Genomic DNA, 24,202 nt, shown 5'->3' with positions numbered 1-24,202 from the left:
CCGAGCCTGCCTGCGCAGGCTTGGACGGCAACGAAGAGTGGCCGCATCTGGCGGACACACCGAGCGGGTCGCGGCTCAGGGGGGCTTATTTAGTCTTGCCGGGGTCCTTGACGTCCTTGATCACGTCGAACTCCACGTTATACAGCTGGCCGTTCACGCGCTCCACCTTGCGCAGGTACACGTCCTGCACGATGTCGCGGGTCTGCGCATCGATGAACACCTTGCCGCGCGGGCTTTCGAAGATCTGGCCCTTCATGGCGGCCAGCAGGGCGTCACCGCCGCCGGCACCCTTGGTGGTCTTGAGCGCTTCATAGATCACGCGCATGCCGTCATAGCCACCCACGGCCATGAAGTTGGGACGCAGGCCCTTGTTGGCCTTCTCGAAGGCTTCCACGAACTTCTTGTTCATGGGCGAGGGGTGCGCCGCCGAGTAGTGGTGCGAGGTGACCACGCCCAGCGCGCCGTCGCCCATGTCGTTGAGTTGATCGTCGTCCGTCACGTCGCCGGTGCCGATGAGCTTGATGCCGGCCTTGTCCATGCCGCGCTCCAGGAACTGCTTCATCACCGCAGCGCCCGCGCCCGAGGGCACAAAGACAAACAGCGCGTCGGGTTTGGCGTCGCGCACCTTCTGCAGGAAGGGAGCGAAGTCGGGGTTGCGCAGCGGCACGCGCAGGGCTTCGGTCACCTGGCCGCCGTTGAACGTGAGGCGCTGGTTGAAGAACTTTTCGGCGTCGATGCCGGGGCCGTAGTCGCTCACCAGGGTCACGACCTTCTTGATGCCGTTCTTGGGTGCCCAGTCGGCCAGGGCCACCGACACTTGCGGCAGCGTGAAGCTGGTGCGCACCACATAGGGCGAGGCCTCGGTGATGCTCGACGTGGCGGCAGCCATCACCACCAGGGGGGTCTTGGACTGCGTGGCCAGCGGGGCGGTGGCCATGGCCGAGGGCGTGATGCCCATGCCGGCGAGCACGTTGACCTTTTCGTTGACGACCAGCTCCTGGGCCAGGCGGCGGGTCACATCAGGAAGACTGGTGTCGTCTTTGATGATGAGCTGCACCTTCTTGCCACCCACCATGTCGCCGTTCTGGGCCATGTACAGGCGCGCTGCGGCTTCGATCTGGCGGCCGGTGGTGGCTTGCTGGCCGGTCATGGGCAGAACCAGGCCGATCTTGAACACGTTGTCCTGCGCCACGGCGGGCAACACGGTCAGGCCGGTGGACAGCGCGATGGCGGCGGCAGCCGAGGCACGAAGAAGGTGGCGTTTTTGCATCGTTGTCTCCTGTGGAAAGTCGTTGTATACAGAAAATGCTGGCGGGAGTTTGGCGTGGGCTGGGTTATTTCACAAGCGCAAATTCAAGCATTCAGGTATCGCCAAATGCAATAACCCAAGGAGCCCCGGACGCCTGCACCGGCCGTTATGCCCGCTCGCGGATCAGCTGTACACCGGGCAAGCCCTGCACCTGCGACGCCTGCACCGCCGCCAGCAGGTTGCGCCGGGTGATGCGCGAGTGCTCTCGCAGGATGGCCTCGGCCCGTGCCCCCTCGCGCCGCTCGATGGCATCGAGCGCCTGGCGGTGCTGGTCTTGCGCCACCACCAGCATGTCGCGCGCCTGGGCCGAATGCGTCTGCACCACCACAAACGCAGAGGGCGACGCAAACGGCAGGCCCTTGACGCGGTCCAGCTCCCGCGCCACCACATCGCTGCCCACCATGCGGCTGAGCAGCAGGTGAAACCTTGCATTCAGCTCCACATAGCGCGAAAAACCTTCGTCATCCAGCGTGGGCGGTGCCAGGGCACTGTCGATGGCGTCCAGGCAGGCATGGGCCTCGGCCAGCAGGGCGGGGGCCACGCCCCGCTCGGCCGCCAGGCGCGCGGCCAGCCCTTCCATGGTGCCGCGCAGTTCAATGGCGTCGGCCACATCGGTTTCAGAGAACGTGCGCACGGCGTAGCCGCCACCGGGCAGGCGGTGCAGCAGGCCCTCCTGCTCCAGCCGCATCAGCGCGGCGCGAATGGGCGTGCGCGACACCCCCAGCTTCTCGACGAGGGTCAGCTCGGCAATGCGGGCGCCGCCGGGCAGCTCGCCCGCCAGGATCATCTCGCGCAGGCGCAATTGCGCCTTGACGGCCTGCGAGGTACCTGCCTCGGCGGCCTCGGCCGGCAGGGCAATGGTCAGGGGTTCGGGAGGGTTCATGGCGATAGGGAGCGATGCGACCAGCGAGGGGGAGGGAGTCAGTCAGCGCAATGTATACACAAACCAAAACAACATCCACTCAAAAACACTTCAACACATTACAAAACAACAAGTTAGAAGATATGCCAGAGTGCAATAGCTGCTTTACGCCTTTACTATGTATACATAAACTCCCCTTTTTCGCACAATTGCCCCACCTAGCCTGCGATCTGCGAGCGGGCTGTATACCAAGCCCGCAACGACACCATCCACCCACGGAGAGAGACAACCATGTATCCCAAGAACGCCTGGTACGTAGCCTGCACGCCCGACGAGATCGCGGACAAGCCCCTGGGCCGCACCATCTGCGGCGAGAAGATCGTGTTCTACCGCCCCGCGCCCGACCAGGTCGCCGCGCTGGACGACTTCTGCCCCCACCGGGGTGCCCCGCTGTCGCTGGGCACGGTGTGCGAAGGCCACCTGCAGTGCGGCTACCACGGCCTGCGGGTGGAATGCACGGGCAAGTCGGTGTCCATGCCCGGCCAGCGCGTGCAGGGGTTCCCCAAGGCGCGCAGCTTTCCGGTGGTGGAGCGCTATGGCTTCATCTGGGTGTGGCCCGGCGACGCCGACAAGGCCGACCCCGCCACCATTCACCACCTGCCCTGGGCCAACAACCCCGAATGGGCTTACGGCGGCGGGCTGTACCACATCGCCTGCGACTACCGCCTGATGATCGACAACCTGATGGACCTGACGCACGAGACCTATGTGCACTCCACCAGCATCGGCCAGAAGGAAATCGACGAGGTGCCCTGCAAGACCCGCGTGGAGGGCGACGAGGTGATCACCAGCCGCTTCATGGAAGGCATTGAAGCCCCCCCATTCTGGAAGATGGCGCTGCGCATGAACGGCCTGCCCGATGACCAGCTGGTGGACCGCTGGCAGATCTGCCACTTCACGCCCCCCAGCCATGTGCTGATCGAGGTGGGCGTGGCCCTGGCCGGCAACGGCGGCTACAACGCCCCGGCCGACAAGAAGGCATCGAGCATCGTGGTGGACTTCATCACGCCCGAGACCGAAACCTCGATCCACTACTTCTGGGGCATGGCCCGCAACTTCAAGCCGCAAGACCCGTCGCTCACCACCCAGATCCGCGACGGCCAGGGCAAGATCTTTGCGGAGGACCAGCAGATGCTGGAGCTGCAGCAGGAGAACCTGCTGCGTTACCCCGACCGCAAGCTGCTCATGCTCAACATCGATGCGGGTGGCGTGCAGTCGCGCAAGATTCTAGACCGCCTGCTGGCGGCAGAACACGCGCCTGCGACAGCACAGGCGGTGGCCGCATGACCGCGCAGGAGACCCTGCAGGTCCGCGTCGTCAAGAAGCAGGCCGAAGCCGAGGGCATCGCCAGCTATGAACTGGCGCGGCTGGACGGCGCCGCACTGCCGCCGTTCAGCGCGGGCTCGCACATCGATGTGCACCTTCCCAACGGATTGGTGCGCCAATACTCGCTGTGCAATGCCTCCCACGAGTCGCACCGCTACCGCATCGCCGTGTTGCGTGACCCGGCATCGCGCGGCGGCTCGGTCGCCATGCACGACAGCGTGCACGAAGGCGACGTGATCACCATCAGCACGCCGCGCAACCACTTTGCGCTGCACCCTGCGCAGCGCACGCTGCTGCTGGCGGGCGGCATTGGTGTGACGCCACTGCTGTGCATGGCCGACCGGCTGGCGCGCACGGGCGCTGACTTTGCGCTGCACTACTGCACCCGCTCTGCCGAACGCACGGCGTTTGCTGCCGAAATTGCCGCATCGGCCATTGCGCCCCACGCCCACTTTCACTTCGATGCAGGCGCCCCCGAGCAGAAGCTGGACACCGCCGCCGTGCTGGCGGCCCCCGGCTCCGACAAGCGTCTGTACGTGTGTGGCCCGGCAGGCTTCATCGACCATGTGGTGACCACCGCCAAGGCCCTGGGCTGGGCGCAGGACCACATCCACCTGGAATACTTTGGCGCACCGGCACAGGACACCTCGGGCGACCAGGGGTTTGAGGTGCGCATTGCCAGCACGGGCAAGGTCTACCCGATTGCGCCCGATGTGTCGGTGGTGGAAGCGCTGCGCAAGGAGGGCATCGACATCCTGACCTCGTGCGAACAAGGCGTGTGTGGCACCTGCCTCACGCGCGTGCTGGAGGGCGAGGTGGACCACCGCGACATGTACCTGACCGACGAAGAAAAGGCGGCCAACGAGCAGTTCATGCCCTGCTGCTCCCGCGCGCGCAGCAAGCTGCTGGTGCTCGACCTGTAGGCGACCCCAACAAAAAGGCGCTGCAACCTTCGGGCTGCAGCGCCTTTTTCATTACTCCTGAATTGATAGCTACCAGCACATGAAAATCATGCGCTAGAAGCCCATTTCACTTCGAATTCACTTCAATCCCGTTCGTCGGCGGCCACACGGATGGTGTCACGGCCATTGCGGTCCTTCACACGGCCCAGGTCAGTGTCGAGGGCGCGGGCCAGTTTGTCGGCCGCGCCGATGAAGGCGTTGGCCATCTTGTCGGCCTCATCAGTCACGGTGATGGGCTGGCGGCCCGTGACGCGCGCTTCGATGCGGCAGCGCTTGTCATTGGCACCGGACTTGCCCGCATCCAGGTCGGTGAGGAACACCTCCAGCCGCGTCACATGGTCCTGAAAGCGGGACAGCCGGCTCTTGCACTCGTCCGTGATCCAGCGCGCCAGCGAATCGCCGCCGTGGATGTGGTCGTCGGTGTTGACTTGTACTTGCATGGAGAGGGTCCTTCCTGATGAAGTTGCGAAGTCCCCATCATGGCACCTGCATCCATATCCCCGGTGAATACATGTCAAAGGATGTAGAGAGCCTGGTGACGATGTCGCGGGGGATGGTCCACAGGCTCTTAAAGTTTGTCGAGCGCCACGGCGGCCTGCCAGGGCGCATCGGCAGGCAACCCCCGCGCTTCATTCACACGCGCCAGCAGGCGGGTAGCGGCCGGGTCTCCGGGCAGCCGCTCCAGGACCGTTGCCAGCTGCACCTCGGCGCCGGCCCAGTCACGCGCATGGAAGGCGTTCAACGCGGCCAGGCTGGCATCGCGCACCGCCGCATCCTCGCATGGCGTGAATACGCGCACGGGCTCGGTCTTGCCCTTGACGATCACATCGTCCAGCGCGCGCAACGCCGCTGTCGGCGGCAGCTGCGCTGCGGTGGCGGCCGACAGCAGGATGCCGGTGCCAAACGCCTTGTTGGCGCCCTCCAGCCGCGCGGCCAGGTTCACCGCGTCGCCAATGGCCGTGTACGAAAAGCGCTGGTCCGAGCCCACATTGCCCACCACCACACGCCCCGTGTGCAGCCCGATCCGCATGTGGATGGGCGGCAGTCCGCGCGCGCGCAGGTCGGCCACCAGCGCCTGCATGGCCTGCTGCATGGCGATGGCGGCGGCCACGGCGTGTTCGGCATGCCGCGGGTCGTCCAGCGGCGCACCCCAGAAGGCCATCACCGCGTCGCCAATGAACTTGTCCACGGTGCCGCCCGTGGCGTGCACGATCGGCGTCATGGCGTTGAAGTAGCCGGTGAGCACCTCCACCGTCTGTTCGGCACTGAGCTGCTCGGACAGCGTGGTGAAGTTGGCCAGGTCGGTGAACATGAGCGTGACCTCGCGTGCCTCGCCACCCAGGCGCATCAGCTCGGGCTGCGCAATGAGGCGCGAGACCACGGCGGGCGGCACGTACTGCGCAAACATCGCCCGCGTCTGGCGCGCGCGCTGGCGCACCACGGCATAGCCCACCAGCGCAGCCGCCCCATAAATGGCGACTGCCGCCGCCGCAGGCAACAGCGGCGGCCACCACAGGCGCGGGCCGGCAAACAGCCCCCACGACACGGCGCCCATGGCCACCACCAGCGCCGCCGTCAGCGCCGCCGCGCCCGCCGGGTGCAGCCGCCGGCTCGCCCCCAACAGCACAGGCAGCAGCAGCACGGTGATCACCAGGGTCCACGCGTCCGACACGCTGCGCAGCCCGCCGCCGGTGAGGTAGTTGTCCAGCAGCGTGGCCTGCAGCTCCACCCCCGGGAAAAGCCGCTCACCGCCCGCCGTGCCAAACGGCGAGTTGAACAGGTCGGCCTGCGAGTGCGCCAGCTCGGTGGCGGTGCGCGCCGAGCGCCCCACTAGCACGATCTTGCCCTTGAAGAAACCTGCAGGCAGCAGCCCCGGCTCCAGCGCCTGGTAGTACGAGCGCGTGTCAAACGTGCCACGCGGGCCCCGGTAGCCGATCCAGTCGAAATGGTGCAGCGCCGGGGTCTGGCCGCGCGCCTCGGTCACGCGCTGGGCCAGCCGCAGCGCAAAGCCTTCGCGCGCGACGGGGGCGCGGCGCACCACGAAGTCGTCGTCCGGCTCGACCCCGGCATCGCCCGCATCAGCGCCAGCGTCCAGAAACCGCTGCAGCGGCTGGATGTCCATCCACAGCGCGGCATTGGCGCTGTCGATCTTCTCGCGGGTGGAGGCCAGCACCACGGGCACGCCCTGCCCCACCTGGGCCATCGTGCGGTCCAGAGCGGCGTCTTCGGCCTCGGTGGTGGGGTCGGCAAAAACAATGTCCAGCCCCACGGCCAGGGCGCCGTCTGCGCGCAGCCGCTCCAGCAGCGCCGCATGCACGCTGCGCGGAAATGGCCAGGTCTGCTGCAGCTCCTGAAACGTCGGCTCGTCGATCGCAAGAATCACCACCGGCACGGTCGTGCGGTGGGGGGCCGCCAGCGCCGTCAGCACGTCAAAGGTCTTGAACTCCAGCGCATGCCATGTGCGGCTGAGCGTGGCGGCCCCTACCAGCAGCAACGCCAGCACCCCCGCCGCGAGCGAGAGCCACCGCTGGCGCTGCCGAGCCTGCGGCACCGCCGCCCGATCAGAAGCGATAGCGCGCATCCAGGACATAGCGGGTCTTTTGCCGGTCGGACTTGGGCGCCCACAGGTTCATGGCCGCAACGCCCACCACCCAGCGTTTGTCCTGCGTTTCCCAGAAGCCCATCAGGTCCACGCCCCAGCCCGGCGCTCGGCGCGTGAGGTTCTCCTTGTCCTCAAACCGCTCCGAGCGGTACACCGCGCGCGCGCTCAGGTACAGGCGCTGCGCGCTGGCCCAGGTGGCGCCCAGCGCGACGGTGTGGCGCGGAATGTAGGGAATGCGCCCCACCACCTCAGCACCACCGTCAAGCATGCGGCTTTCGCTGTGCTGGTACAAGTACTTGGCGTAGCCCGACCAGCGGCGGCTGAACATGTGGTTGACCGTGCCACCCAAAGTCTGCAGCGTGCCGCGCTCAAAACTCGGCGTGTCCTCCAGCAGATCACTGGTGGACAGGTTGACCAGTTGCGCGTTGCGCATCTCTTCGAGGAACGGCAGGCTGGGCGTGCGCAGGTCCACGCCGACGGTGCCGGGGTTGTTCACCCGCAGATGGTCGGCCCGCAGGCCCACAAAGGTGTTGGCACCCACCTCCATGCCCAGCTGTGCCACTGTGCGTTTGTGGCGCCCTCCGGCCTCCACCAGTCGGTCCTCGACAGGAATGCCTGCGGTCTCCACGCTGGCGAGGGTGGAGACGCTGAGAGGCCGCAGCCAGTCCTGATAGGCCACGCGCAGCGTGGTGCCCGCAGCAGGCTGCCACACCGCGCCCAGGCGCGGCGTGACCACGCGCTCGGTGTCCGCGCGGCGGGCCTGGTCTTCGCTCAGGGCATCCAGCCCCACCAGGTAGCTCTGCGTGAGGCCGTCCACGCGGTGGCGGATTTGCTGCAGCCCCAGGGCTGCGTCCAGGCTCAGCGCCGGGTCCAGGCGTTGCGTGGTGGCCAGGGTGAGGCCGGTGTAACGACGGTCAATGCGGTTGTAGCCTGCCAGGACGAGGTAGTCGCGGTACAGGCCCACGCCTGGGATGTCAGCCACCACGGCGGCCTCGCCCGCCAGCAGGTTGTTCTGGCGCTCGCGCACATGCTCCAGCGTCACGCTCCAGCGGCTGCCGGGGGTGGTGTCCACGGTGTGGCGCAGCTGAATGTCGCTGAAGTCCTTGCGCGGGGCACTGCTCACGCCCATGACGGTCAGGAACGGTGGCTCGATGTAGGCCGTGGGGTAGCGCAGCAATTGCAGGTTGTCCACGCTGCGGCCCAGCTTGATCCAGGTCTGCTCCGTCGGCCCCCACCGGTAGGCCATGCCCAGGGCGCCCTGGGTGACGGTGTCGTCCAGCGAAGTCTCCTGCGCGTTCTGGCCGCGCAGGCGCATGCTGAACTGGTTGGCGTAGGCAAACAGGTTGATGCGCTCGGTGGGCTGCATGCCCACCCCAGCGGTGATGGCATGGGCACGCAGGTCTCCCTCGCCCGCACGCATGGCAGGAAGTCGGTTGACCTGCAGGTCGAACGGATAGGCACTCACATCCGCCGTCTGCGCCTTGAAGAACCAGGACACCGGCACATGGCTGTTGTCCAGGCCATTGAGCGTGACCGCTGGCGCACGCATCCGGTAGAACTCGCGGTCCAGCGTCACACCCACCGATCCGTGGCTGCCGGGCTGCTGCAGCAGCGGCGAATAACGCTGGCTGCCCCCAAACGCCATGGGGTCGGTCAGAAAGCCCTGGAACAGCGCCGAGTTCTTGTTGAATTCGCCCGCATAGCGGTCTGCCATGAACAGGTGGCTGCCGCCCCAGTAGGGGTAGAAGCTCTGCTGCGCCATCTCCAGCGCCCAGTCTTCCATGCCAAAGAACGCCAGCGATGACCCCAGGTTCGCACTGCCCTTCTGGTCGTTGGCCACTTGGTTGAGCGACTTGAGATATGGCATGCGCGCTACGGCCGCGCGCGCAGCCTCCACCGCTTCGCCGGGCTGGAACAGATCGGTGTGGATCTGTGCCAGCAGCATGTAGGGCACAGGGTCCTTGTCGTCCAGCACGGTCGCCTGTTGCAAGGTGGTCAGCGCATCCTGGTGGCGGCCCAGCTGGTAGTAGGCCACAGCGGTCCAGGTCTTGGCGCGGGCATAGCGCGGCTCCATCACGCCCGCTCGCAAGAACGCATCCAGCGCGGCGTCCGGCTGCCCTTGTTTGAGGTGCAGCAAGCCCTGGCCGGTGAGCGCAACGTAGTCCGCCGGGTTGTCACCCAGCGCGGTGGCAAAGGCCTGGCCCGCCTCGGTGAACTGATTCACAAAAGTTTCCAGGGTGCCCAGCTCGCCCCAGCCACCGGGCGATTGTGGGGACAGCTGCAGCGCGCGCCGTAGGTTCTCGCGGGCGGGGCGCGGGTCCTCGCGCTCGGCGTGTGCACTGCCCAGGCCTTGCCAGGCGCGTGCATCGCCCGGTGCCAGCGTCTGCGCCTCGGCATAGGCCGCCAGCGTGCCGGGCGCATCGCCCCGGCGCCGGGCCAGTTCGGCGCGCACCAGCGCCAGGTCAGCATGGGCCGTGCCTTGCGCGGGGGCCAGGGTGGCAGCCGCTTCGTCCACCCGGTCGCTCAATATCTGCACCCGCGCCAGCTGCGCCACCAGCGCCGGGTGGGCGGGCCAGCGCTGGAGCGCCGTGCGCAGCGTCCCGGCCGCTGCAGCCCCTTCGCCCTCCATCAGCTGCACGTCGGACTGCATGAGCCACGCGGGCAGCGGCGCGGCGTCCACCGCAGCCACCTGCCGCGCCAGCGACCCGCTTGCGGCCAGCAGGTCGCCCGCCTGCAGGGCCACGGCCGCATCAAGCACATCCACCCATACAGGCGCTGCAGTAGTGCGCGCCTGCGCCAGCGCGGCACGGGCCGCCGCGAGGTCGCGCGCCGCCAGGGCATCCCGCACGGGCGCCAGCGCTGCAGGCACGGGCTCTGCCGACAGGTGGGGCACCGGGTCGGCCCGCAGCGCGTTGACCCACTGGATGCGGTCTCGCGGCTGGCTCAGCACCAGCTTGACCGGGGCCTTGCCCACTTCGGCCAGCGCCGCTTCGTTGGCGCCCACCGACACCGAGCCCTGCGCGTTGGAAAACTCCACCGTGCCCGAGAGCACGGTGATCAGCGTGCGGCCATCGTCCTCCACACTGATGTCCCAGTCGGTGCCACGGATCGCAGCGGTCGCGGCCGGTGTCTCCAGGTTCAGGCGGCTGCCGTCGGCGCGTTTGGTCTGCGTCCACGCACGGCCGGCGTTGAGCAGCAAGGTGGTCACGGGCTGTGCCGGGGTGGCCACGCCCTTGACCTGCAGCACCGTGTTCTGGTGCAGGCGCAGCTGGGTATCGTCTGCAAACAGCAGTGCCATCTTGGCGGCCTGGCGTGTGCGCACAAAGTCGCCCTGGGCCAGCGCCTGGGCCAGTCGGGCAGGGCCCCAGTCGGCTGCGGAGGCGGCACGCTGGTCACCTGCGCCTTGCAGGCTGATGATCTCTGCCGCCGCACCGGCGGGCACAGTGGCCTGTGCCACCAGCGGACAGGCGGCAGCAGTCGCGGCCACCAGCGCAGCCAGGGCGGACAAACGGAATTTTGGATGGGACATTTTTTCTGCTTTCGGGGAAGGCGTGCATCGCGCCACCGGGCGCCCCTCCCTGGCACCGGGTGAGCCGAAATTATGGCGATCAGCCCCCCAGATTTCGCCCGCGTCCCGTCGACATGCGGACACATTTCATGAAGAAAGCCACATTTCGTTGCAGGTTGTGGCGCTTTGCGCGCCCCACCAACCCATGGAGGCGACGCGCCGCTCCGCACGGCCCTTTCCTACAGACGCCACAGGGGGTGCGGTGCTACAACTGCAGGAATCACGCGCACAAGCGCTGCCCGGAGCTTTCCCCCCATGCCTGCTGCCCCCCGCCTCAAGATTGGCCTGTCCGCCTGCTTTCAACACGCCGACCCTGCACGCCCGCTGTTCACGGGCAAGACGCTGCAGTACGTCGAGCAGTCCATCGCCCACTGGCTGATGTCGGCCGGTGCCATGGTGGTGATGGTGCCCTGCCCCACGGGCGAGACCGCGCGTGGTGACGTGACGCTGGACCACTACGCCGAATGGCTGGACGGCATCGTGATGCACGGCGGCGCCGATGTGTGGCCGGGCAACTATGGCGAGGAGCCCCTGCGCGAAGAGTGGGTGGGCGACCGCGTGCGCGACCTGTACGACCTGGCCGTGGTCAAAGCCTTTGCCCAGGTCGGCAAGCCCATCTTTGGCGTGTGCAGGGGCCTGCAGCTCATCAACGTGGCCTTTGGCGGCGCGCTGTACCAGGACATCGAGACCCAGCACCCCGGTGCGCAGCAGCACCGCAACGCCAGCACCTACGACCAGCACTTTCACGACATCCACATCCTGCCTGACTCGCACCTGGCCAAGCTGTACCCCAACATGCCGCGCGCGCGGGTCAACAGCATCCACCACCAGGGCATCAAACGCGTGGCGCCCGAGTTTGTGGTCGAGGCCCTGAGCGAGCCCGACGGCGTGCCCGAGGCGATTCGCCTCAAGCCCGCGCCAGGGCGCGGCTACATCGCCGCCACGCAATGGCACCCGGAGTTCCACAAGCAGGGTTCAGACACGCTGGACGACACGGCCATCCTGAATGACTTTCTGGCGGCGTGCGAACAGGCCAAGGCCCACCCACGGCCGGTGCTGCGCCCCGCGCCTTCGTTGCGGGAACGGGCGGCGCGGCGGCTGCGAAAGGCGCTGTCACGGCAGCGCGACTGACCCTGCGGGTCAGGCTCCTTCCACAGGCAACACAGCGGCCAAGACATCTTGCAGCTGCGCCCGCAGCCAGCGGTGTGCCGCGTCTTGCTGGTAGCGCACATGCCAGATCAGGTACATGGGCAGACTGGGGCAGGCCACGGGCACCGGCACACCCGCCAGCGCGGCCAACGCGGTGCGCCCCATCAGCGACGGCGCTGTAGTGAGCAGCGAGGTACCCCGCACAAACGCGGGCAGCGCGGCAAAGCCCGGCACGCGCACCACCAGGCGGCGGCGCACGCCACGTGCTTCCAGTTGCCGGTCCAGTTCCAGCCCCCGGTGCGCCTCGTAAGCCACCGTGGCGTGGTCCGCCGCCAGGTACTCCGCCTCTGAGGCCGGAGCGTTGCGCACGGCCGGGTCATAGAACACGCGGTATTGGTCTTCAAACAGACGCTTCTGCACGATGTCGGTGCCCTCGGGCGGGCGGGGGCTGATGACCAGTTGGCACGCGTCAGACCGCAGCAGCTCGGCGCTGGGCGCGCCGCTGGGCACGATACGCAGCGTGACGCCCGGTGCGGCGCGGCGCAGGCGCGCAGCCAGCGCGGGCAAAAGCAGGTCGCGCTGAAAGTCGTTGGCGGCGATGGTCAGCTCGGTCTGCCAGGCGCTCGGGTCAAACTCGGCCCCTTGGGCAAACCGCTGCATCTGGTGCAGCATGTCACGCGCGGGCTGGGCCAGGGCCTCGGCCCGGGCGGTGGGCACGATGCCACGCCCGCGCTTCACAAACAGCGGGTCGCCGGTAATGGCGCGCAGCTTGTCGAGCAGGTGGCTCACGGCCGACTGGGTGACGCCCAGGCGATTAGCCGCCGCCGTGATGCTGCCCGTCTCCAGCACGGCCAGCAGCAGCTTCAGCAGGTGTCCGTCCAGCGCTGATCCATCGAAATTGCTCATGCATTCGATGATGTTTTGAGGCTTCATCTTTGGCAATGGCGTCGCGACACTGCGGGCTGACTTACATCAAGCCCCGGAGACTTCCATGCCTTCCCGACTGCCCCCGATCCCCGGCACCACGCCGTTCGATGGCGACCAGGCCCGCAAGGGCTATGCGCTGAACAAGATGTGCTTCTCGTTCAACGACGAGGCCAACCGCAAGGCCTTTCTGGCCGACGAAGAGGCGTACATGAAGAAGTACGGCCTGAACGAGCAGCAGGCCGCCGCCATCCGCGCCAAGAACGTGCTGCAGCTGATTGCCGCGGGCGGCAACGCCTATTACCTGGCCAAGTTCGCGGGCATCTTCAAGCTGGACATGCAGGACATCGGCGCGCAGCAGACGGGCATGACCAAAGACGAATTCAAGGCCATGCTGGTCGCAGCGGGCAAATAAGGAGACATCACATGGCACAACTCATCGGCGGCCTCGGCACCTCGCACATCCCGGCCATCGGCAACGCCATCCACAAGGGCCTGCAGAACGATCCGTACTGGAAGCCCTTCTTCGACGGCTTTCCACCCATCCGCCAGTGGCTGGGCGAGAAGCAGCCTGACGTGGTGGTGATGTTCTACAACGACCACGGTCTGAACTTCTTCCTCGACAAGATGCCCACCTTTGCCGTGGGTGCGGCGGCGCAATACAACAACGCCGACGAAGGCTGGGGCATCCCCACGCTGCCGCCGTTCCCGGGCGAGGTGGACCTGTCGTGGCACCTCATCAACACACTCATCGAGCAAGAGTTTGACGTGACCACCTGCCAGGAGATGCTGGTGGACCACGCCTGCACCCTGCCGCTCAAACTCTTCTGGCCCGAGGGCGATTGCCCCGTGACGGTGGTGCCAGTGTGTATCAACACCGTGCAGTTCCCGCTGCCCTCGGCCAAGCGCTGCTACGCCCTGGGCAAGGCCGTGGGTCAGGCGATCAGCAGTTGGAACAGCGACAAGAAGGTGGCGGTGATCGCCTCGGGCGGGCTGAGTCACCAGCTCGACGGCGAGCGCGCGGGCTTCATCAACAAGGCGTTTGACCTGCAGTTCATCGAGAGCCTGACCAGCAACCCCGAATGGGCCACGCAGTTCAGCGTGCACGAGCTGGTGGAAAAGACCGGCACCCAGGGCGTGGAACTGCTGATGTGGCTGGCCATGCGCGGGGCGCTGTCCACCGCCAGCGCGGGGGTGCGGCGGGTGCACAGCAACTATCACATCCCCATTTCGAACACGGCCACGGCGGTGATGGCCCTCGAAACGGTGTAGTCCAGCAATTTTCAGGTAATTTTGGCTGCAAGCGCATGATTTTCATGCGATTGCAGCTATCAAATCAGGAGCAAATTGCCGCTATCGCTTGACCCCAGACTGGCGTCAGACAATCAAAATACTGTAAATTCATCCAGTGAATTTACAGTCCAAACTCGCCATCTTGGCCGACGCCGCCAAGTACGACGCCTCGTGTGCATCGAGCGGCGCTGCGCCGCGCAACTCTGTGGGCGGGCGCGGCATGGGCTCCACCGAAGGCATGGGCATCTGCCACAGCTACGCGCCGGATGGGCGGTGCATCTCGCTGCTCAAGATTCTGCTCACCAACTTCTGCCAGTACGACTGCCTGTACTGCGTGAACCGCGTGACCAGCAACGTGCCCCGGGCGCGCTTCACGGTCGATGAGGTGGTGCGGCTCACGCTCGATTTCTACCGCCGCAATTGCATCGAGGGGCTGTTCCTCTCCAGCGGCATCATCCAGAGCCCCGACTACACCATGGAGCAGGTGGTGGAGGTGGCGCGAGTGCTGCGCGAAGAGCACGACTTTCGCGGCTACATCCACCTCAAGACCATTCCCGACGCGTCGCCCGAGCTGATGGAACGCGCTGGCCGCTATGCCGACCGCCTGTCCATCAACATCGAGCTGCCCACGGCCGAAGGCCTGAAGGCGCTGGCCCCTGAGAAAAACAGCGCCGCCATCGACCGGTCCATGGCCCGCATGGCGGTGCACATTGGCGAATCCCGCGCCGCGCGCAAGGAGAAGGCTGCACAGGCCATCGTGTCGATGCCGCAATCGCGCACCACGCGCCGGGCTAGCGTGCCGCACTTTGCGCCCGGCGGGCAAAGCACGCAGATGATCGTGGGGGCCGATGCCACCAGCGATCACATCATCCTCGCCACCAGCGCGCGGCTGTATGGCGCGCACCAGCTGCGGCGCGTGTATTACTCAGCCTTCAGCCCCATCCCCGACGCCGCCCACGCCCTGCCGCTGGCCGCGCCGCCCACAGTGCGCGAGCACCGGCTGTACCAGGCCGACTGGCTGATGCGCTTTTACGGCTTCACCCACGACGAGATCGTGCCACCCAGCCAAGGCGCCCCAGGAGGTCAGGTGGGCATGCTGGCGCTGGACATGGACCCCAAGCTGGCCTGGGCGCTGGCGCACCGCGAGCGTTTTCCCGTCAACCTCAACACCGCCCCGCGCGAACTGCTGCTGCGCGTGCCGGGTTTTGGTGTGCAGACGGTGGACCGCCTGCTGGCCGCGCGCCGCGTGCGCCGCCTGCGGCATGCGGACCTGGCGCGGCTGCACGTGCCGCTGAAGAAAGTGCTGCCCTTTGTGGAGGCGGCCGACTACCGCCCAGGCCGCGCGCTGGACGCCGCTGACCTCGCCGCGCAACTGGCGCCGCCGCCGGTGCAGCGCAGCCTGTTCTGAGCTGGAGAGGCCCGCATGCAGCGCCACACCATCACGCTGGACCACGCCACCGACTGGCCCGGTTTTCGCCAAGCGGCACGCTCCCTGGTGCAAGCCAACGTGCCTCCGCAGGCTGTGGACTGGCGCTGCCTGGCGGATGCCGCCGAAGACCTGTTCGCGCCCGAACCTGCAGTCAGCGACACCTGGCCCAGCGCAGCCCCCGATGCGCCGCCGCTGCGCGTGCCGCCCGACTTTTTGCACCTGTGCGAGCAGCTCATCCTGCACCGCGACCCGGGCCGCTTTGCGCTGATGTACCGCCTGCTGTGGCGCATGGCGCAGGGCGGCCATGAAGCCGACAGCGCGCGGCACGACCCGCTGGACGCCGACCGCATGTTGGCCCACCACATGGTCCGCAGCGTGCGGCGGGACATCCACAAGATGCACGCCTTTGTGCGCTTCCGGCCCGTGGTGGAACCCGACGGACAGACTCTGCACATGGCCTGGTTCGAGCCCGACCACTACATCACCGTGGCCAACGCGGGCTTCTTCATCCGCCGCTTCACACAGATGCGCTGGGCCATCCTCACCCCCGACGCCAGCGTGCGCTGGGACGGCCAGCAGCTGCACACCGGCCCCGGCGCGCAGCGCAGCGACGCGCCGCCGCCCGATGCGGGCGAGGCGCTTTGGCTCACCTACTACCGCCACATCTTCAACCCCGCGCGGCTCAAGCGGGCCATGATGAAAAAGGAGATGCCTACGCGCTACTGGCACAACCTGCCCGAGGCCGCGCTCATCACCGAGCTGGCGCAGACAGCACATGAGCGCAGCGCCAAGATGGTGGAGGCCGAGGCCACCGTGCCGCGCAGGCGCATCGCGGGGACAACAACACCCCGTGCGCGGCCCGCTGGTGGTGCGCCACTCAGTCCAGCGCTGCCTCGCGCATCACCCGGAACTGAGGGGCCGACACCGGCGGTGTCCAGCGCCACGGCAGCACCTGCGGCCGCCACAGGGCGCGCAGCACCGTGAGCCGCAGCACACGCTGTGCGCCGGGCCAGGCAGCACGCGCAGCGCGGTCCCACAGCACCTCGGCCTGCGCGGCAATGTGCAGCAAGCCGCCCTCTTCATATTCCACCACCAGCAGGCCTGCCAGCGGGTGCAGCGCAAGGTTGCCCAGGGTGTTGAAGAACTGGTTGCCAGGGTAGTCCGGCAGGCTCAGCACCACGCCGGCCTCCGTGCGCGCCACCTGCACAAAGCCCGGCTCACCGCCCCGGTGCGATACATCCACGCCTTCGCTGTGCCCGGCACCAGGGCGGGGCGCCGAGGCACTGGCAATGAACAGGGTGTCGGCACGCTGCACACGCGCGATGGCGTCGTCGTCCAGTCCGGCCCCCAGCCACTGCACCGGGCCTGGAGCGACCAACGCAGCGCGCAGGCCGGGCTGTCGCGCCTGAATGTATTTGGGGCAGTTGCCAAAGCTCTGCACCACCTGCACGCCCAGGCCGGTATCGCCAAACGCTGCCACCCGCCCGTTCATGCGGTTGCGCCGCCGCGTGTGCGGCTCCAGCCCCAACACGCCCACGGCCGCGTCTGGCGCCAGGTGTGCGAGCACTGGGTCCTTGGAATCCGGCGCAGTCGCGATCTGCATGCGCTGCGCATCGGGGGTGTGCACAAACCCTGGCGGTCCGGCCAGCATCGTGGCCCACGGCTGGCCTTGTTCATCCAAAGTCCCCAGCAGCAAGGTGGGCAGCTTTTCAAACAGCTCGCGGTGCTGGTCGGGCATGTGGTCGCGCAGCACCATCGCACCCACGGCCGCCATGCGCTCGCGCACGCCCACGCGCGCCTGCAAGGCCTGCTCACCGGGGTGGAATGCCTCGGGCGGCACCGGCACCCCAACCGGTGCAGCGGGCACGGTGGCTGTCATGCCGCCACCTGCTCGGCAGTGGGCAGCTGGTCGGCCAGCACCGGGTAGCCCGGCAAGGCCTGCATGCGCGCCACCCAGGCCGCAATGCGCGGGTAGGCATCCAGCGGCAGCCCTGCCAGATGGGCCTGCGAGGTGTAGCTGACCATGGCCACATCGGCCAGGCTGGGCGCTGAGCCCCCGAGCAACCAGGCCCGCCCCTGCAGTTCGTCCTCCATGAAGGCGAGCAGGCGCTTGCCGGTGGCCTGCGCCACCTCGTTCACGGCACGGCCCGTCAACGTCGCAAAGCGCGGCCCCCCAATGCCCGGCGCCAGAAAGCCCGCCGCCAGGCTGAACCAGCGCTGCAGCTGCGCCTGCCCCACGGCGTCTTGTGGCAGCCAGGCACTGCCGGGGGCGTAGCGCTGCACCAGATACACCAGGATGCCATTGCTGTCGCTCAGCACTTGGCCCGCGTCCACCAGCACGGGCACCTGGCCCAGCGGGTTGAGTGCCAGAAACTCCGCGCGCTGGTGTTCGCCGCGCAGCAGATTCACGTCAATCAGTTCATAGGGCAAGCCGAGCAGGGACAGCATCAGCTCCACGCGATGGCAATGGCCCGAGATGGGCATGCGGTACAGCTGGAGCGGGGTGGTAGGGAACATGGTGAAGCCTCGTCGGTGGGTGAGTGAAAAGATGGCTCGACGATATCTATTGCAAGCCACGATGTGAATAACCAATCACCGCTTTTCATAATTGCGGCATCCGCAATAATGGGTTGCATGGACTATCTCGACACCCTGCGCTGTTTTGTGGCTGTGGCGGACGCTGGCGGCTTTGCCGTGGCTGGCCGGCGGCTGGGCTGCTCGGCCACGGCTGTCACGCGCGCCATTGCGGCGCTGGAGGCGCGGCTGGGTGTGCTGCTGTTCCAGCGCAGCACGCGCATGGTGCGCTTGACCGAGGCGGGCGAGCGCTTCTTGCACGACTGCCGTCCCCTCCTGAACGACCTGCTCGAGGCCGAGCAGGCCGCCAGCGGTGCACAGGCCGAGGCCCAGGGGCTGCTGTCCATCACGGCACCGCAGATGTTCGGCATCCAGCATGTGGCCCCCATCGTGCAGGGCTTTTTGCAGGCCCAGCCGCGCGTGCAGGTGCGCACACTGTTCGTCAACCGCCTGGTGCATTTGCTCGAAGAAGGCATGGACGTGGCCATCCGCATCGCGCACCTGCCTGACTCCGGCCTCACTGCGGTGCAAGTGGGCGCGCTGCGCCGCCTGGTGGTGGCGTCTCCCGCCTACCTGGCGCAACACGGCAAGCCACGCCACCCGGCCGACCTGAGCAGCCACCGGGCCATCGGCTTCGCCTTTGACGCACGCACGCCAGCGCCCTGGAAGTTTCGCGATGGCGCCACCGGCCAGCCGCAATTCACATGGATCAGCAACAGCAACGAGGTCGACATTGCCGCCGCAGAGGCAGGCATTGGTCTGACCCGCTGCCTCGCCTACCAGGCCGCAGCCAGCCTGCGCGCTGGGCGCTTGCGCATCGTGCTGGCCGACCACGAACTGCCCCCCGTGCCCGTGCACATCGTGTACCCCGCAGGCCGGCGGGCCCCGGCGAAAGTGCGCGCCTTTGTGGAATGGGCACGCGAGCGCTTGACCAAGGAGCCGGTGCTGAACGGTCGCGGTCTGGGGCGCGGTAACGCCTTGTTGCCAATGACTTCGTAACCTGTCATCGCAACGCCTCCGAGCGCCGTTGCATAGCTAAGTCCGACGCTGTGTCGGGCGGTCATCCGATCTGAAAGGATTTCTCATGAACAAGCTCCTCGCTGCCCTGCTCGCCGGTTTCTTTGTGACCGCATCGTTTGCCCAAGCCCCTGCGGCCCCCGCAACGCCAGCAACCCCCGCGAAGGCCGCGGCGCCTGCGACCCCTGCCACATCGGCCATGCCTGCCACCCCAGCGACTCCAGCCACGCCCGCCACACCAGCGGTCAAAGCCGAAGCCAAGCCCGCAGTAACGCCAACCGCCACCGCGTCGGCCCCTGCAGAAAAGAAGGCAGAGAAGAAGGCGAAGGCCAAGAAGACCAAGGCAGCAGCAGAGAAAAAAGCCGACGCTGCCAAGCCTGAAGCAGCCAAGTAAGTTCCCAGTCGACCACTACACAAAGCCCGCTCTGCGGGCTTTGTGTTTTTCTATCTCAGGGCTCCACGCTGTCGCTGTAGCACCCGCAGAAATGCGAGGACAAGAAATGCGATCGCAAGATCCAGCGCGCTGCATTTCATGCACCGTGGGCACTCACCGCGGGACAGGCTCCGGCAAGCGCAGTGAGGCTGCGGTTGCATTCAGGATTTCGTTCGACAGCTCTTCATCGTCCACCGCGCGCGCCAACACCATGGCGCCTACCAGATTCGCATAGTCGGCCAGCGCACGCTGGCGCTTCGCAGCCTTGGTACGGCCAGGCACCAAGGTGGCCAGTCCTTCCAGTTGGGCGCGCACGCCCTCGGTCACGGCATGACGCACGGCCGGCCCCTGCCGGGCTGCATCACCGCCCAGTGCGGCCAGCAGACAACCCTGACCGGGTGCATCTCGGTGGCGGGGCGAAAGATAAGCCGCCTCGATAGCTGCCAAAGGGTCCTGCCCCTGATCCACAGCGTCACGCGCAATGGCTGCCCAGGCGGTCTGCAGCCGGTGCAAGGCCCTTGCGCTGGCCTGCGCCATCAGCTCGTCCTTGGACGCAAAGTGCCCATAGAACCCGCCATGCGTGAGCCCCGCGCTCTTCATGAGGTCGGCCACACCAATGCCATCGAAACCCTTTTCGCGGAACAACTGCGCGGCCGCATCAAGGATGCGCTCACGGTTTTCCGCCATCTGTTCCTTGCTGACCTTCATTGTGTATCTCTCCTCGGACTGCAAGCCCTGAAACTTAGTCTTGACATTTTAAATGATGATCATCATATAATTTAAACGTGACGATCATCATCTAAAACAAATTTCAGGAAACCTTATGACCACCACAGAGAACCATTCCTCTCGCCCCTCTCTGGGCACAGCCCTCATCACTGGCGCTTCGTCCGGCATTGGTGCCGTGTACGCGGACCGTCTCGCGCGCCGTGGCTACGATTTGATCCTGGTTGCGCGTGACGCCGCACGCCTGGCTGCACTCGCCCACCGTCTGGCGCAGGAGAGCGGGGTGAAGACCGAGGTGCTGCAGGCGGACCTGACCGACCGCAGCGACCTGATCCGTGTGGAGCAGCGTCTGCACAACGACGCCAGCATCACGCTGCTGCTCAACAACGCGGGCATTGCGGTGACAGGGACATTGCTGGACGCCGATATCGATGCCGTGGAACGCATGGTGGCGCTGAACGTGCTGGCACCCACCCGGCTCGCTGCGGCAGCAGCCAAGGGCTTTGCGGCGCGCAAGGCGGGCACGCTGATCAACATTGCCTCGGTTTTGGCACTGCTGCCAGAGATGTTCAACGGCACGTACAGCGGCACCAAGGCCTATCTACTGAACCTCACCCGGTCCCTGCAGCAGGAGCTGGGGCCGATAGGCGTCCGCGTGCAGGCTGTGATGCCGGGTGCAACACGCACCGAGATCTGGGACCGCGCGGGAACACCCATCAGCCACCTGCCGCAAGACATGCTGATGGACGTGGACGCCATGGTGGATGCCGCGCTGGCCGGTCTGGATCAGGGCGAGGCGGTGACCATCCCCTCGCTGGAAGCGGTGCACGAGTGGAACGCGCTGGAAGATGCGCGCCGGGCGCTCGGGCCTTTCCTGTCGCTGCGTCAGCCAGCCCGACGCTACGCGGTCACCACCAGCGCCTGAGCCTTCCTGCACCACAACCGAGGTCTGACCATGCAAGCACTGATTTCTGCCTATGCCCGCTCCCCGTTCCACTTCGCCCGCAAGGGGGCGTTGGCCGATGTGCGGCCCGATGCCCTCGCCGCGCAGGTGGTCACGGGTCTGTTGAAACGCACCGGAATCGACCCTGCAACCCTGGAAGACGTGATTGCCGGCTGCGCGTACCCGGAGGCAGCACAAGGCAACAACATCGCGCGCATCGTGTCGCTGCTGGCGGGCCTGCCACACGAAGTGGGCGGCATGACGGTGAACCGCTTTTGCGGATCGTCCATGTCCGCTATTCACATCGCCGCCGCGCAGATCGAGGCGGGCCTGGGCGAGGCCTTTCTGTGCATTGGCGTCGAGTCCATGACCATGGTTCCGCAAGGGGGCTTCAACTTCTCGGCCCACCCCACGTTGTACGAGCACAGCGATGCGTACATCAGCATGGGAGAGACGGCCGAGAACGTTGCCCACCGATACAGGGTGAGCCGCGCTGATCAGGAAGCACTGGCCGTGTCGTCACACCACAAGGCTGCGGCAGCGCGCGAGGCCGGTCTGCTGCAGGCTGAAATCGTACCTATTGCCCTGGCGTCGGGCGAACTGGTGACTCAGGACGGCTGCATCCGCCCCGGCACCACACTGGAAGCACTGGCGGCGCTGCGGCCCGCATTCCGCGCAGATGGTGTGGTGACCGCTGGCACCTCGTCGCCGCTGACCGATGGTGCAGTGGCTGTCTTGGTGACCACCCACGCATATGCAGCGCGGCACGGCCTGGCCCCGCTAGCCCGCATCCGCGCAATGGCCACTGCGGGCGTAGATCCCGCGTACATGGGCATGGGCCCCGTACCCGCCACACGCAAGGCACTGGCCCGCGCGAAGCTGTCGGTCAGTGATCTGGATGTCGTGGAGATCAATGAAGCGTTTGGATCGCAAGCCCTGGCGTGCATCCGCGAACTGGGCCTGCGCGAAGACACCGTCAATCTGGATGGGGGTGGGCTGTCCATCGGCCACCCGCTGGGCGCCACCGGTGCGCGCATCACGGGCAAGGCCGCTGCGCTGCTGCAGCGCGAGAAGGGCCGCTATGCGCTGGCCACACAGTGCATTGGTGGCGGCCAGGGCATTGCGACGGTGCTGGAGGCCCTATAACCAGCAGAGGCAAATCAGAGGCCCGCGCAGCGGTCTCTGGAATGACTATCAGTGGTGGTGGCCATGCGCACCATGCACATGGCGGTGCGCAACTTCTTCGGGGCTGGCAGCGCGCACTTCAGTGACCTTGCAACTGAAGGTCAACGCCTGGCCTGCCAGCGGGTGGTTGCCGTCCAGATGCACTTCGGGGCCCTTGATCTTGACCACATTGAACACGGCGGGCTGGCCGTCGTTGCCCACGCCTTGCAGCTGGCCGCCGACCTTCACGCCGGGCGGGAACTCGCTTTTGGGAATGGTGCGCACCAGGCTTTCATCGCGCGCGCCGAAGGCGTCTTCCACCGCCAGCTGCAGCGTGGTGCTGAAGCCCACGGCCTGGCCATCGAGTGCGGCCTCGACCTTGGGGAAGATGTTTTCGTAGCCACCGTGCAGGTACGACAGATGCCCCGCATCCAGCGGCTTGCCCTGGGGGGTGGTGACCTTGTAGGTGATGGTGACGGCGGAGTCTTTGGTGATGGTGGTGGCCATGGTGGTGCTTGCGCTTTCAGGCGGTGAAGAATCGACGCGGGGCTGGCAGGGGTATGCCACCAGCCGCCGCGCGGGTCAGAAAGAAACCCTGGATTGTCCACGAGGCGCCGCACGGCCGCCGCAGCGCCCCGTGGAAGCTTGGCAGGGCCTGGTGAACAACCCTATGCGCCCGACAAGGCCTCGGCTGGGCGCTCTTCCTCCGTCTGGCCGGGGTAGCGCGCAAAACGCCGCGCTTCGGTGCCGTGCACCGGGTCCTGGTCGGGCCAGGGCCAGCCGCCGAACTGGGTACGGCGGTAGTCGTTCATGGCCTGCATGATCTCGGCCTGTGTGTTCATCACAAACGGGCCGTACTGCGCCACGGGCTCGGCGATGGGCTGGCCTTGCAGCAGCAGGCATTCCAGCGGCGTGGCGCCGGTGTTGGTCAGCTGCCAGTCCTGCCCGGCCACCAGCTCCAGCGCAGCGTGCTGGCCCACGTCCTGCGGGCCCACGCGCAGGCTGTCGCCCACAAAGAAGTACAGCATGCGGCGCGTGCCCTGGCTGCGCGCGGCGGGCAGCGTCCACTGCGCGCCGGGGTCCATGCGCAGCGTCCAGATGGCCACATCGCCCTCGGGCTGCGAAGCCCAGGACTCGGGTGGCGGCGCCAGCGGCGCGGGCGCGCCGGGCAGAGCGCCCGCCACCACCGTCACCGTGGTGGCACGGCCTGCGTCGTCGTGGTGGACCAGGCGCGGAATGCGCTCGTTCCACAGCATGGTGAAGTGCGGCTCCACCATCTTGTTCTTCGCGGGCAGGTTCAGCCAGATCTGGAACAGCTCCAGCGGGTTGGGCTCGGTGGCGTTGAGCAGCGGGAACATCTCCGAATGCACGATGCCCTTGCCCGCCGTGACCCACTGCACATCGCCCCCGCCAAAACGCGCGGCGGCGCCCAGTGAGTCGGAATGGTCGATGAGGCCCTTGCGCACCAGGGTCACGGTTTCAAAGCCCCGGTGCGGATGGCCCGGAAAGCCAGGCACCGTGTCGCCGTGGTACATGCTCCAACCGTCCTTGCGGCTGAAGTCGCTGCCGATCTGGCGGCCCTCCAGCGACACGGCGGGCGCAAACGCGCTATTGCCTGCGGGGTAGGCGTCGTCATGGTGGGCGCAGAACAGGAACGGGTCCATCGTGGGCCACAGCGGACCCAGCGCCTGGGCCTGCACGACGGGCAGGCTGGCGGCAGACGAAGACACGGAGGGGGAGGACGACATCAAGGACTCCTTGGGTTTGCGCCACCGGCTATCGGGCAGCACGCCTGCCAAAGATAAGGCCAGCGGCCGCATTCAGAAGTGCGTTGTGTGGAACAGTGCGGTGCGGCTTACAG

22 protein-coding genes are annotated in these 24,202 nt (G+C 66.9%); 11 read left to right on the top strand and 11 right to left on the bottom strand.

The window, feature by feature from the left end; all coding sequences use genetic code 11:
* Positions 1 to 85 precede the first annotated feature (85 nt).
* Both ACTJKQ_RS10195 and ACTJKQ_RS10190 read right to left on the bottom strand, forming a co-directional pair.
* Positions 86 to 1,270, bottom strand: a complete 1,185-nt coding sequence (locus ACTJKQ_RS10195; RefSeq protein ID WP_056067970.1) for an ABC transporter substrate-binding protein — start codon at positions 1,268 to 1,270, stop codon at positions 86 to 88.
* Between the two features lie 145 nt (positions 1,271 to 1,415).
* Entirely contained in the window at positions 1,416 to 2,192 is a 777-nt protein-coding gene (locus ACTJKQ_RS10190; protein WP_056742974.1) for a GntR family transcriptional regulator, read from the bottom strand.
* Between the two features lie 270 nt (positions 2,193 to 2,462).
* On the opposite strand from ACTJKQ_RS10190, the gene ACTJKQ_RS10185 reads away from it, so the two are divergent.
* Positions 2,463 to 3,518, top strand: coding sequence for an aromatic ring-hydroxylating dioxygenase subunit alpha (locus ACTJKQ_RS10185; protein ID WP_056742972.1), 1,056 nt, complete (start codon positions 2,463 to 2,465; stop codon positions 3,516 to 3,518).
* On the top strand, positions 3,515 to 4,480 hold the full coding sequence (locus ACTJKQ_RS10180; protein ID WP_440596757.1) for a PDR/VanB family oxidoreductase: 966 nt from the start codon (positions 3,515 to 3,517) through the stop codon (positions 4,478 to 4,480). The genes ACTJKQ_RS10185 and ACTJKQ_RS10180 overlap by 4 nt, the downstream gene beginning before the upstream one ends.
* Before the next feature lie 122 nt (positions 4,481 to 4,602).
* On the opposite strand, the gene ACTJKQ_RS10175 is transcribed toward ACTJKQ_RS10180, so the two are convergent.
* The 3 genes from ACTJKQ_RS10175 to ACTJKQ_RS10165 form a co-directional block, all read right to left on the bottom strand.
* Positions 4,603 to 4,959, bottom strand: a complete 357-nt coding sequence (locus tag ACTJKQ_RS10175) for an HPF/RaiA family ribosome-associated protein (protein ID WP_056742968.1) — start codon at positions 4,957 to 4,959, stop codon at positions 4,603 to 4,605.
* Positions 4,960 to 5,087: 128 nt separating this feature from the next.
* Complete coding sequence (locus ACTJKQ_RS10170; RefSeq protein WP_440596756.1) at positions 5,088 to 7,109, bottom strand: CHASE2 domain-containing protein; 2,022 nt, start codon at positions 7,107 to 7,109, stop codon at positions 5,088 to 5,090.
* Positions 7,081 to 10,650, bottom strand: a complete 3,570-nt coding sequence (locus tag ACTJKQ_RS10165) for a TonB-dependent receptor domain-containing protein (protein ID WP_440596755.1) — start codon at positions 10,648 to 10,650, stop codon at positions 7,081 to 7,083. Before ACTJKQ_RS10165 ends, ACTJKQ_RS10170 begins: the two co-directional genes overlap by 29 nt.
* A gap of 294 nt (positions 10,651 to 10,944) precedes the next feature.
* Here ACTJKQ_RS10165 and ACTJKQ_RS10160 point away from each other — a divergent pair, with 294 nt between their 5' ends.
* On the top strand, positions 10,945 to 11,820 hold the full coding sequence (locus ACTJKQ_RS10160) for a gamma-glutamyl-gamma-aminobutyrate hydrolase family protein (protein ID WP_121421524.1): 876 nt from the start codon (positions 10,945 to 10,947) through the stop codon (positions 11,818 to 11,820).
* Positions 11,821 to 11,829: 9 nt separating this feature from the next.
* Here ACTJKQ_RS10160 and ACTJKQ_RS10155 read toward each other — a convergent pair whose 3' ends face one another.
* Positions 11,830 to 12,753, bottom strand: a complete 924-nt coding sequence (locus tag ACTJKQ_RS10155; RefSeq protein ID WP_440596804.1) for a LysR family transcriptional regulator — start codon at positions 12,751 to 12,753, stop codon at positions 11,830 to 11,832.
* Between the two features lie 76 nt (positions 12,754 to 12,829).
* Between ACTJKQ_RS10155 and ACTJKQ_RS10150 the strand changes: the two genes are divergently transcribed.
* The 4 genes from ACTJKQ_RS10150 to ACTJKQ_RS10135 all read left to right on the top strand — a co-directional run bounded on the left by ACTJKQ_RS10150 (position 12,830) and on the right by ACTJKQ_RS10135 (position 16,468).
* Complete coding sequence (locus tag ACTJKQ_RS10150) at positions 12,830 to 13,177, top strand: protocatechuate 4,5-dioxygenase subunit alpha (protein ID WP_440596754.1); 348 nt, start codon at positions 12,830 to 12,832, stop codon at positions 13,175 to 13,177.
* An 11-nt stretch (positions 13,178 to 13,188) separates the two neighbouring features.
* On the top strand, positions 13,189 to 14,034 hold the full coding sequence (locus ACTJKQ_RS10145; RefSeq protein ID WP_440596753.1) for a class III extradiol dioxygenase family protein: 846 nt from the start codon (positions 13,189 to 13,191) through the stop codon (positions 14,032 to 14,034).
* 136 nt (positions 14,035 to 14,170) lie between these two features.
* Positions 14,171 to 15,463, top strand: coding sequence for a putative DNA modification/repair radical SAM protein (locus ACTJKQ_RS10140; protein WP_440596752.1), 1,293 nt, complete (start codon positions 14,171 to 14,173; stop codon positions 15,461 to 15,463).
* A gap of 15 nt (positions 15,464 to 15,478) precedes the next feature.
* The gene (locus ACTJKQ_RS10135; protein ID WP_440596751.1) at positions 15,479 to 16,468 is read left to right on the top strand and encodes a TIGR03915 family putative DNA repair protein; all 990 of its coding nucleotides are present in this window, start codon (positions 15,479 to 15,481) and stop codon (positions 16,466 to 16,468) included.
* Here the strand turns inward: ACTJKQ_RS10135 and ACTJKQ_RS10130 are convergent.
* Together ACTJKQ_RS10130 and ACTJKQ_RS10125 are read right to left on the bottom strand one after the other, a co-directional pair.
* Positions 16,362 to 17,363, bottom strand: coding sequence for a pyridoxamine 5'-phosphate oxidase family protein (locus ACTJKQ_RS10130; protein WP_440596750.1), 1,002 nt, complete (start codon positions 17,361 to 17,363; stop codon positions 16,362 to 16,364). The genes ACTJKQ_RS10135 and ACTJKQ_RS10130 overlap by 107 nt on opposite strands.
* A complete protein-coding gene (locus ACTJKQ_RS10125) occupies positions 17,360 to 18,001 on the bottom strand; it encodes a glutathione S-transferase family protein (RefSeq protein ID WP_431151159.1) in 642 nt (213 codons plus the stop codon). Before ACTJKQ_RS10125 ends, ACTJKQ_RS10130 begins: the two co-directional genes overlap by 4 nt.
* Positions 18,002 to 18,118: 117 nt before the next feature.
* Between ACTJKQ_RS10125 and ACTJKQ_RS10120 the strand changes: the two genes are divergently transcribed.
* Together ACTJKQ_RS10120 and ACTJKQ_RS10115 are read left to right on the top strand one after the other, a co-directional pair.
* Complete coding sequence (locus ACTJKQ_RS10120) at positions 18,119 to 19,057, top strand: LysR family transcriptional regulator (RefSeq protein WP_440596749.1); 939 nt, start codon at positions 18,119 to 18,121, stop codon at positions 19,055 to 19,057.
* A gap of 85 nt (positions 19,058 to 19,142) precedes the next feature.
* A complete protein-coding gene (locus ACTJKQ_RS10115; RefSeq protein ID WP_440596748.1) occupies positions 19,143 to 19,469 on the top strand; it encodes a hypothetical protein in 327 nt (108 codons plus the stop codon).
* Between the two features lie 153 nt (positions 19,470 to 19,622).
* Here ACTJKQ_RS10115 and ACTJKQ_RS10110 read toward each other — a convergent pair whose 3' ends face one another.
* On the bottom strand, positions 19,623 to 20,216 hold the full coding sequence (locus ACTJKQ_RS10110) for a TetR/AcrR family transcriptional regulator (protein ID WP_440596747.1): 594 nt from the start codon (positions 20,214 to 20,216) through the stop codon (positions 19,623 to 19,625).
* A gap of 115 nt (positions 20,217 to 20,331) precedes the next feature.
* On the opposite strand from ACTJKQ_RS10110, the gene ACTJKQ_RS10105 reads away from it, so the two are divergent.
* Together ACTJKQ_RS10105 and ACTJKQ_RS10100 are read left to right on the top strand one after the other, a co-directional pair.
* Positions 20,332 to 21,159 (top strand): SDR family NAD(P)-dependent oxidoreductase, encoded by an 828-nt coding sequence (locus ACTJKQ_RS10105; protein ID WP_440596746.1) that lies wholly within the window; start codon positions 20,332 to 20,334, stop codon positions 21,157 to 21,159.
* Between the two features lie 30 nt (positions 21,160 to 21,189).
* On the top strand, positions 21,190 to 22,323 hold the full coding sequence (locus tag ACTJKQ_RS10100; RefSeq protein WP_440596745.1) for a thiolase family protein: 1,134 nt from the start codon (positions 21,190 to 21,192) through the stop codon (positions 22,321 to 22,323).
* A gap of 48 nt (positions 22,324 to 22,371) precedes the next feature.
* On the opposite strand, the gene ACTJKQ_RS10095 is transcribed toward ACTJKQ_RS10100, so the two are convergent.
* Both ACTJKQ_RS10095 and ACTJKQ_RS10090 read right to left on the bottom strand, forming a co-directional pair.
* On the bottom strand, positions 22,372 to 22,848 hold the full coding sequence (locus ACTJKQ_RS10095) for an FKBP-type peptidyl-prolyl cis-trans isomerase (protein ID WP_056067938.1): 477 nt from the start codon (positions 22,846 to 22,848) through the stop codon (positions 22,372 to 22,374).
* A gap of 161 nt (positions 22,849 to 23,009) precedes the next feature.
* Positions 23,010 to 24,089: a pirin family protein gene (locus ACTJKQ_RS10090; protein WP_440596744.1), complete on the bottom strand. Its 1,080-nt coding sequence runs from the start codon at positions 24,087 to 24,089 to the stop codon at positions 23,010 to 23,012.
* Between the last annotated feature and the right edge of the window lie 113 nt (positions 24,090 to 24,202).

The sequence above is a fragment of the Acidovorax sp. 22279 genome, assembly GCF_052045435.1.
Taxonomy (GTDB): Bacteria; Pseudomonadota; Gammaproteobacteria; order Burkholderiales; family Burkholderiaceae_C; genus Acidovorax; species Acidovorax delafieldii.
The sequence above is the reverse complement of the archived record's forward strand: the minus strand, read 5'-3'. Positions and strand labels throughout refer to the sequence as shown.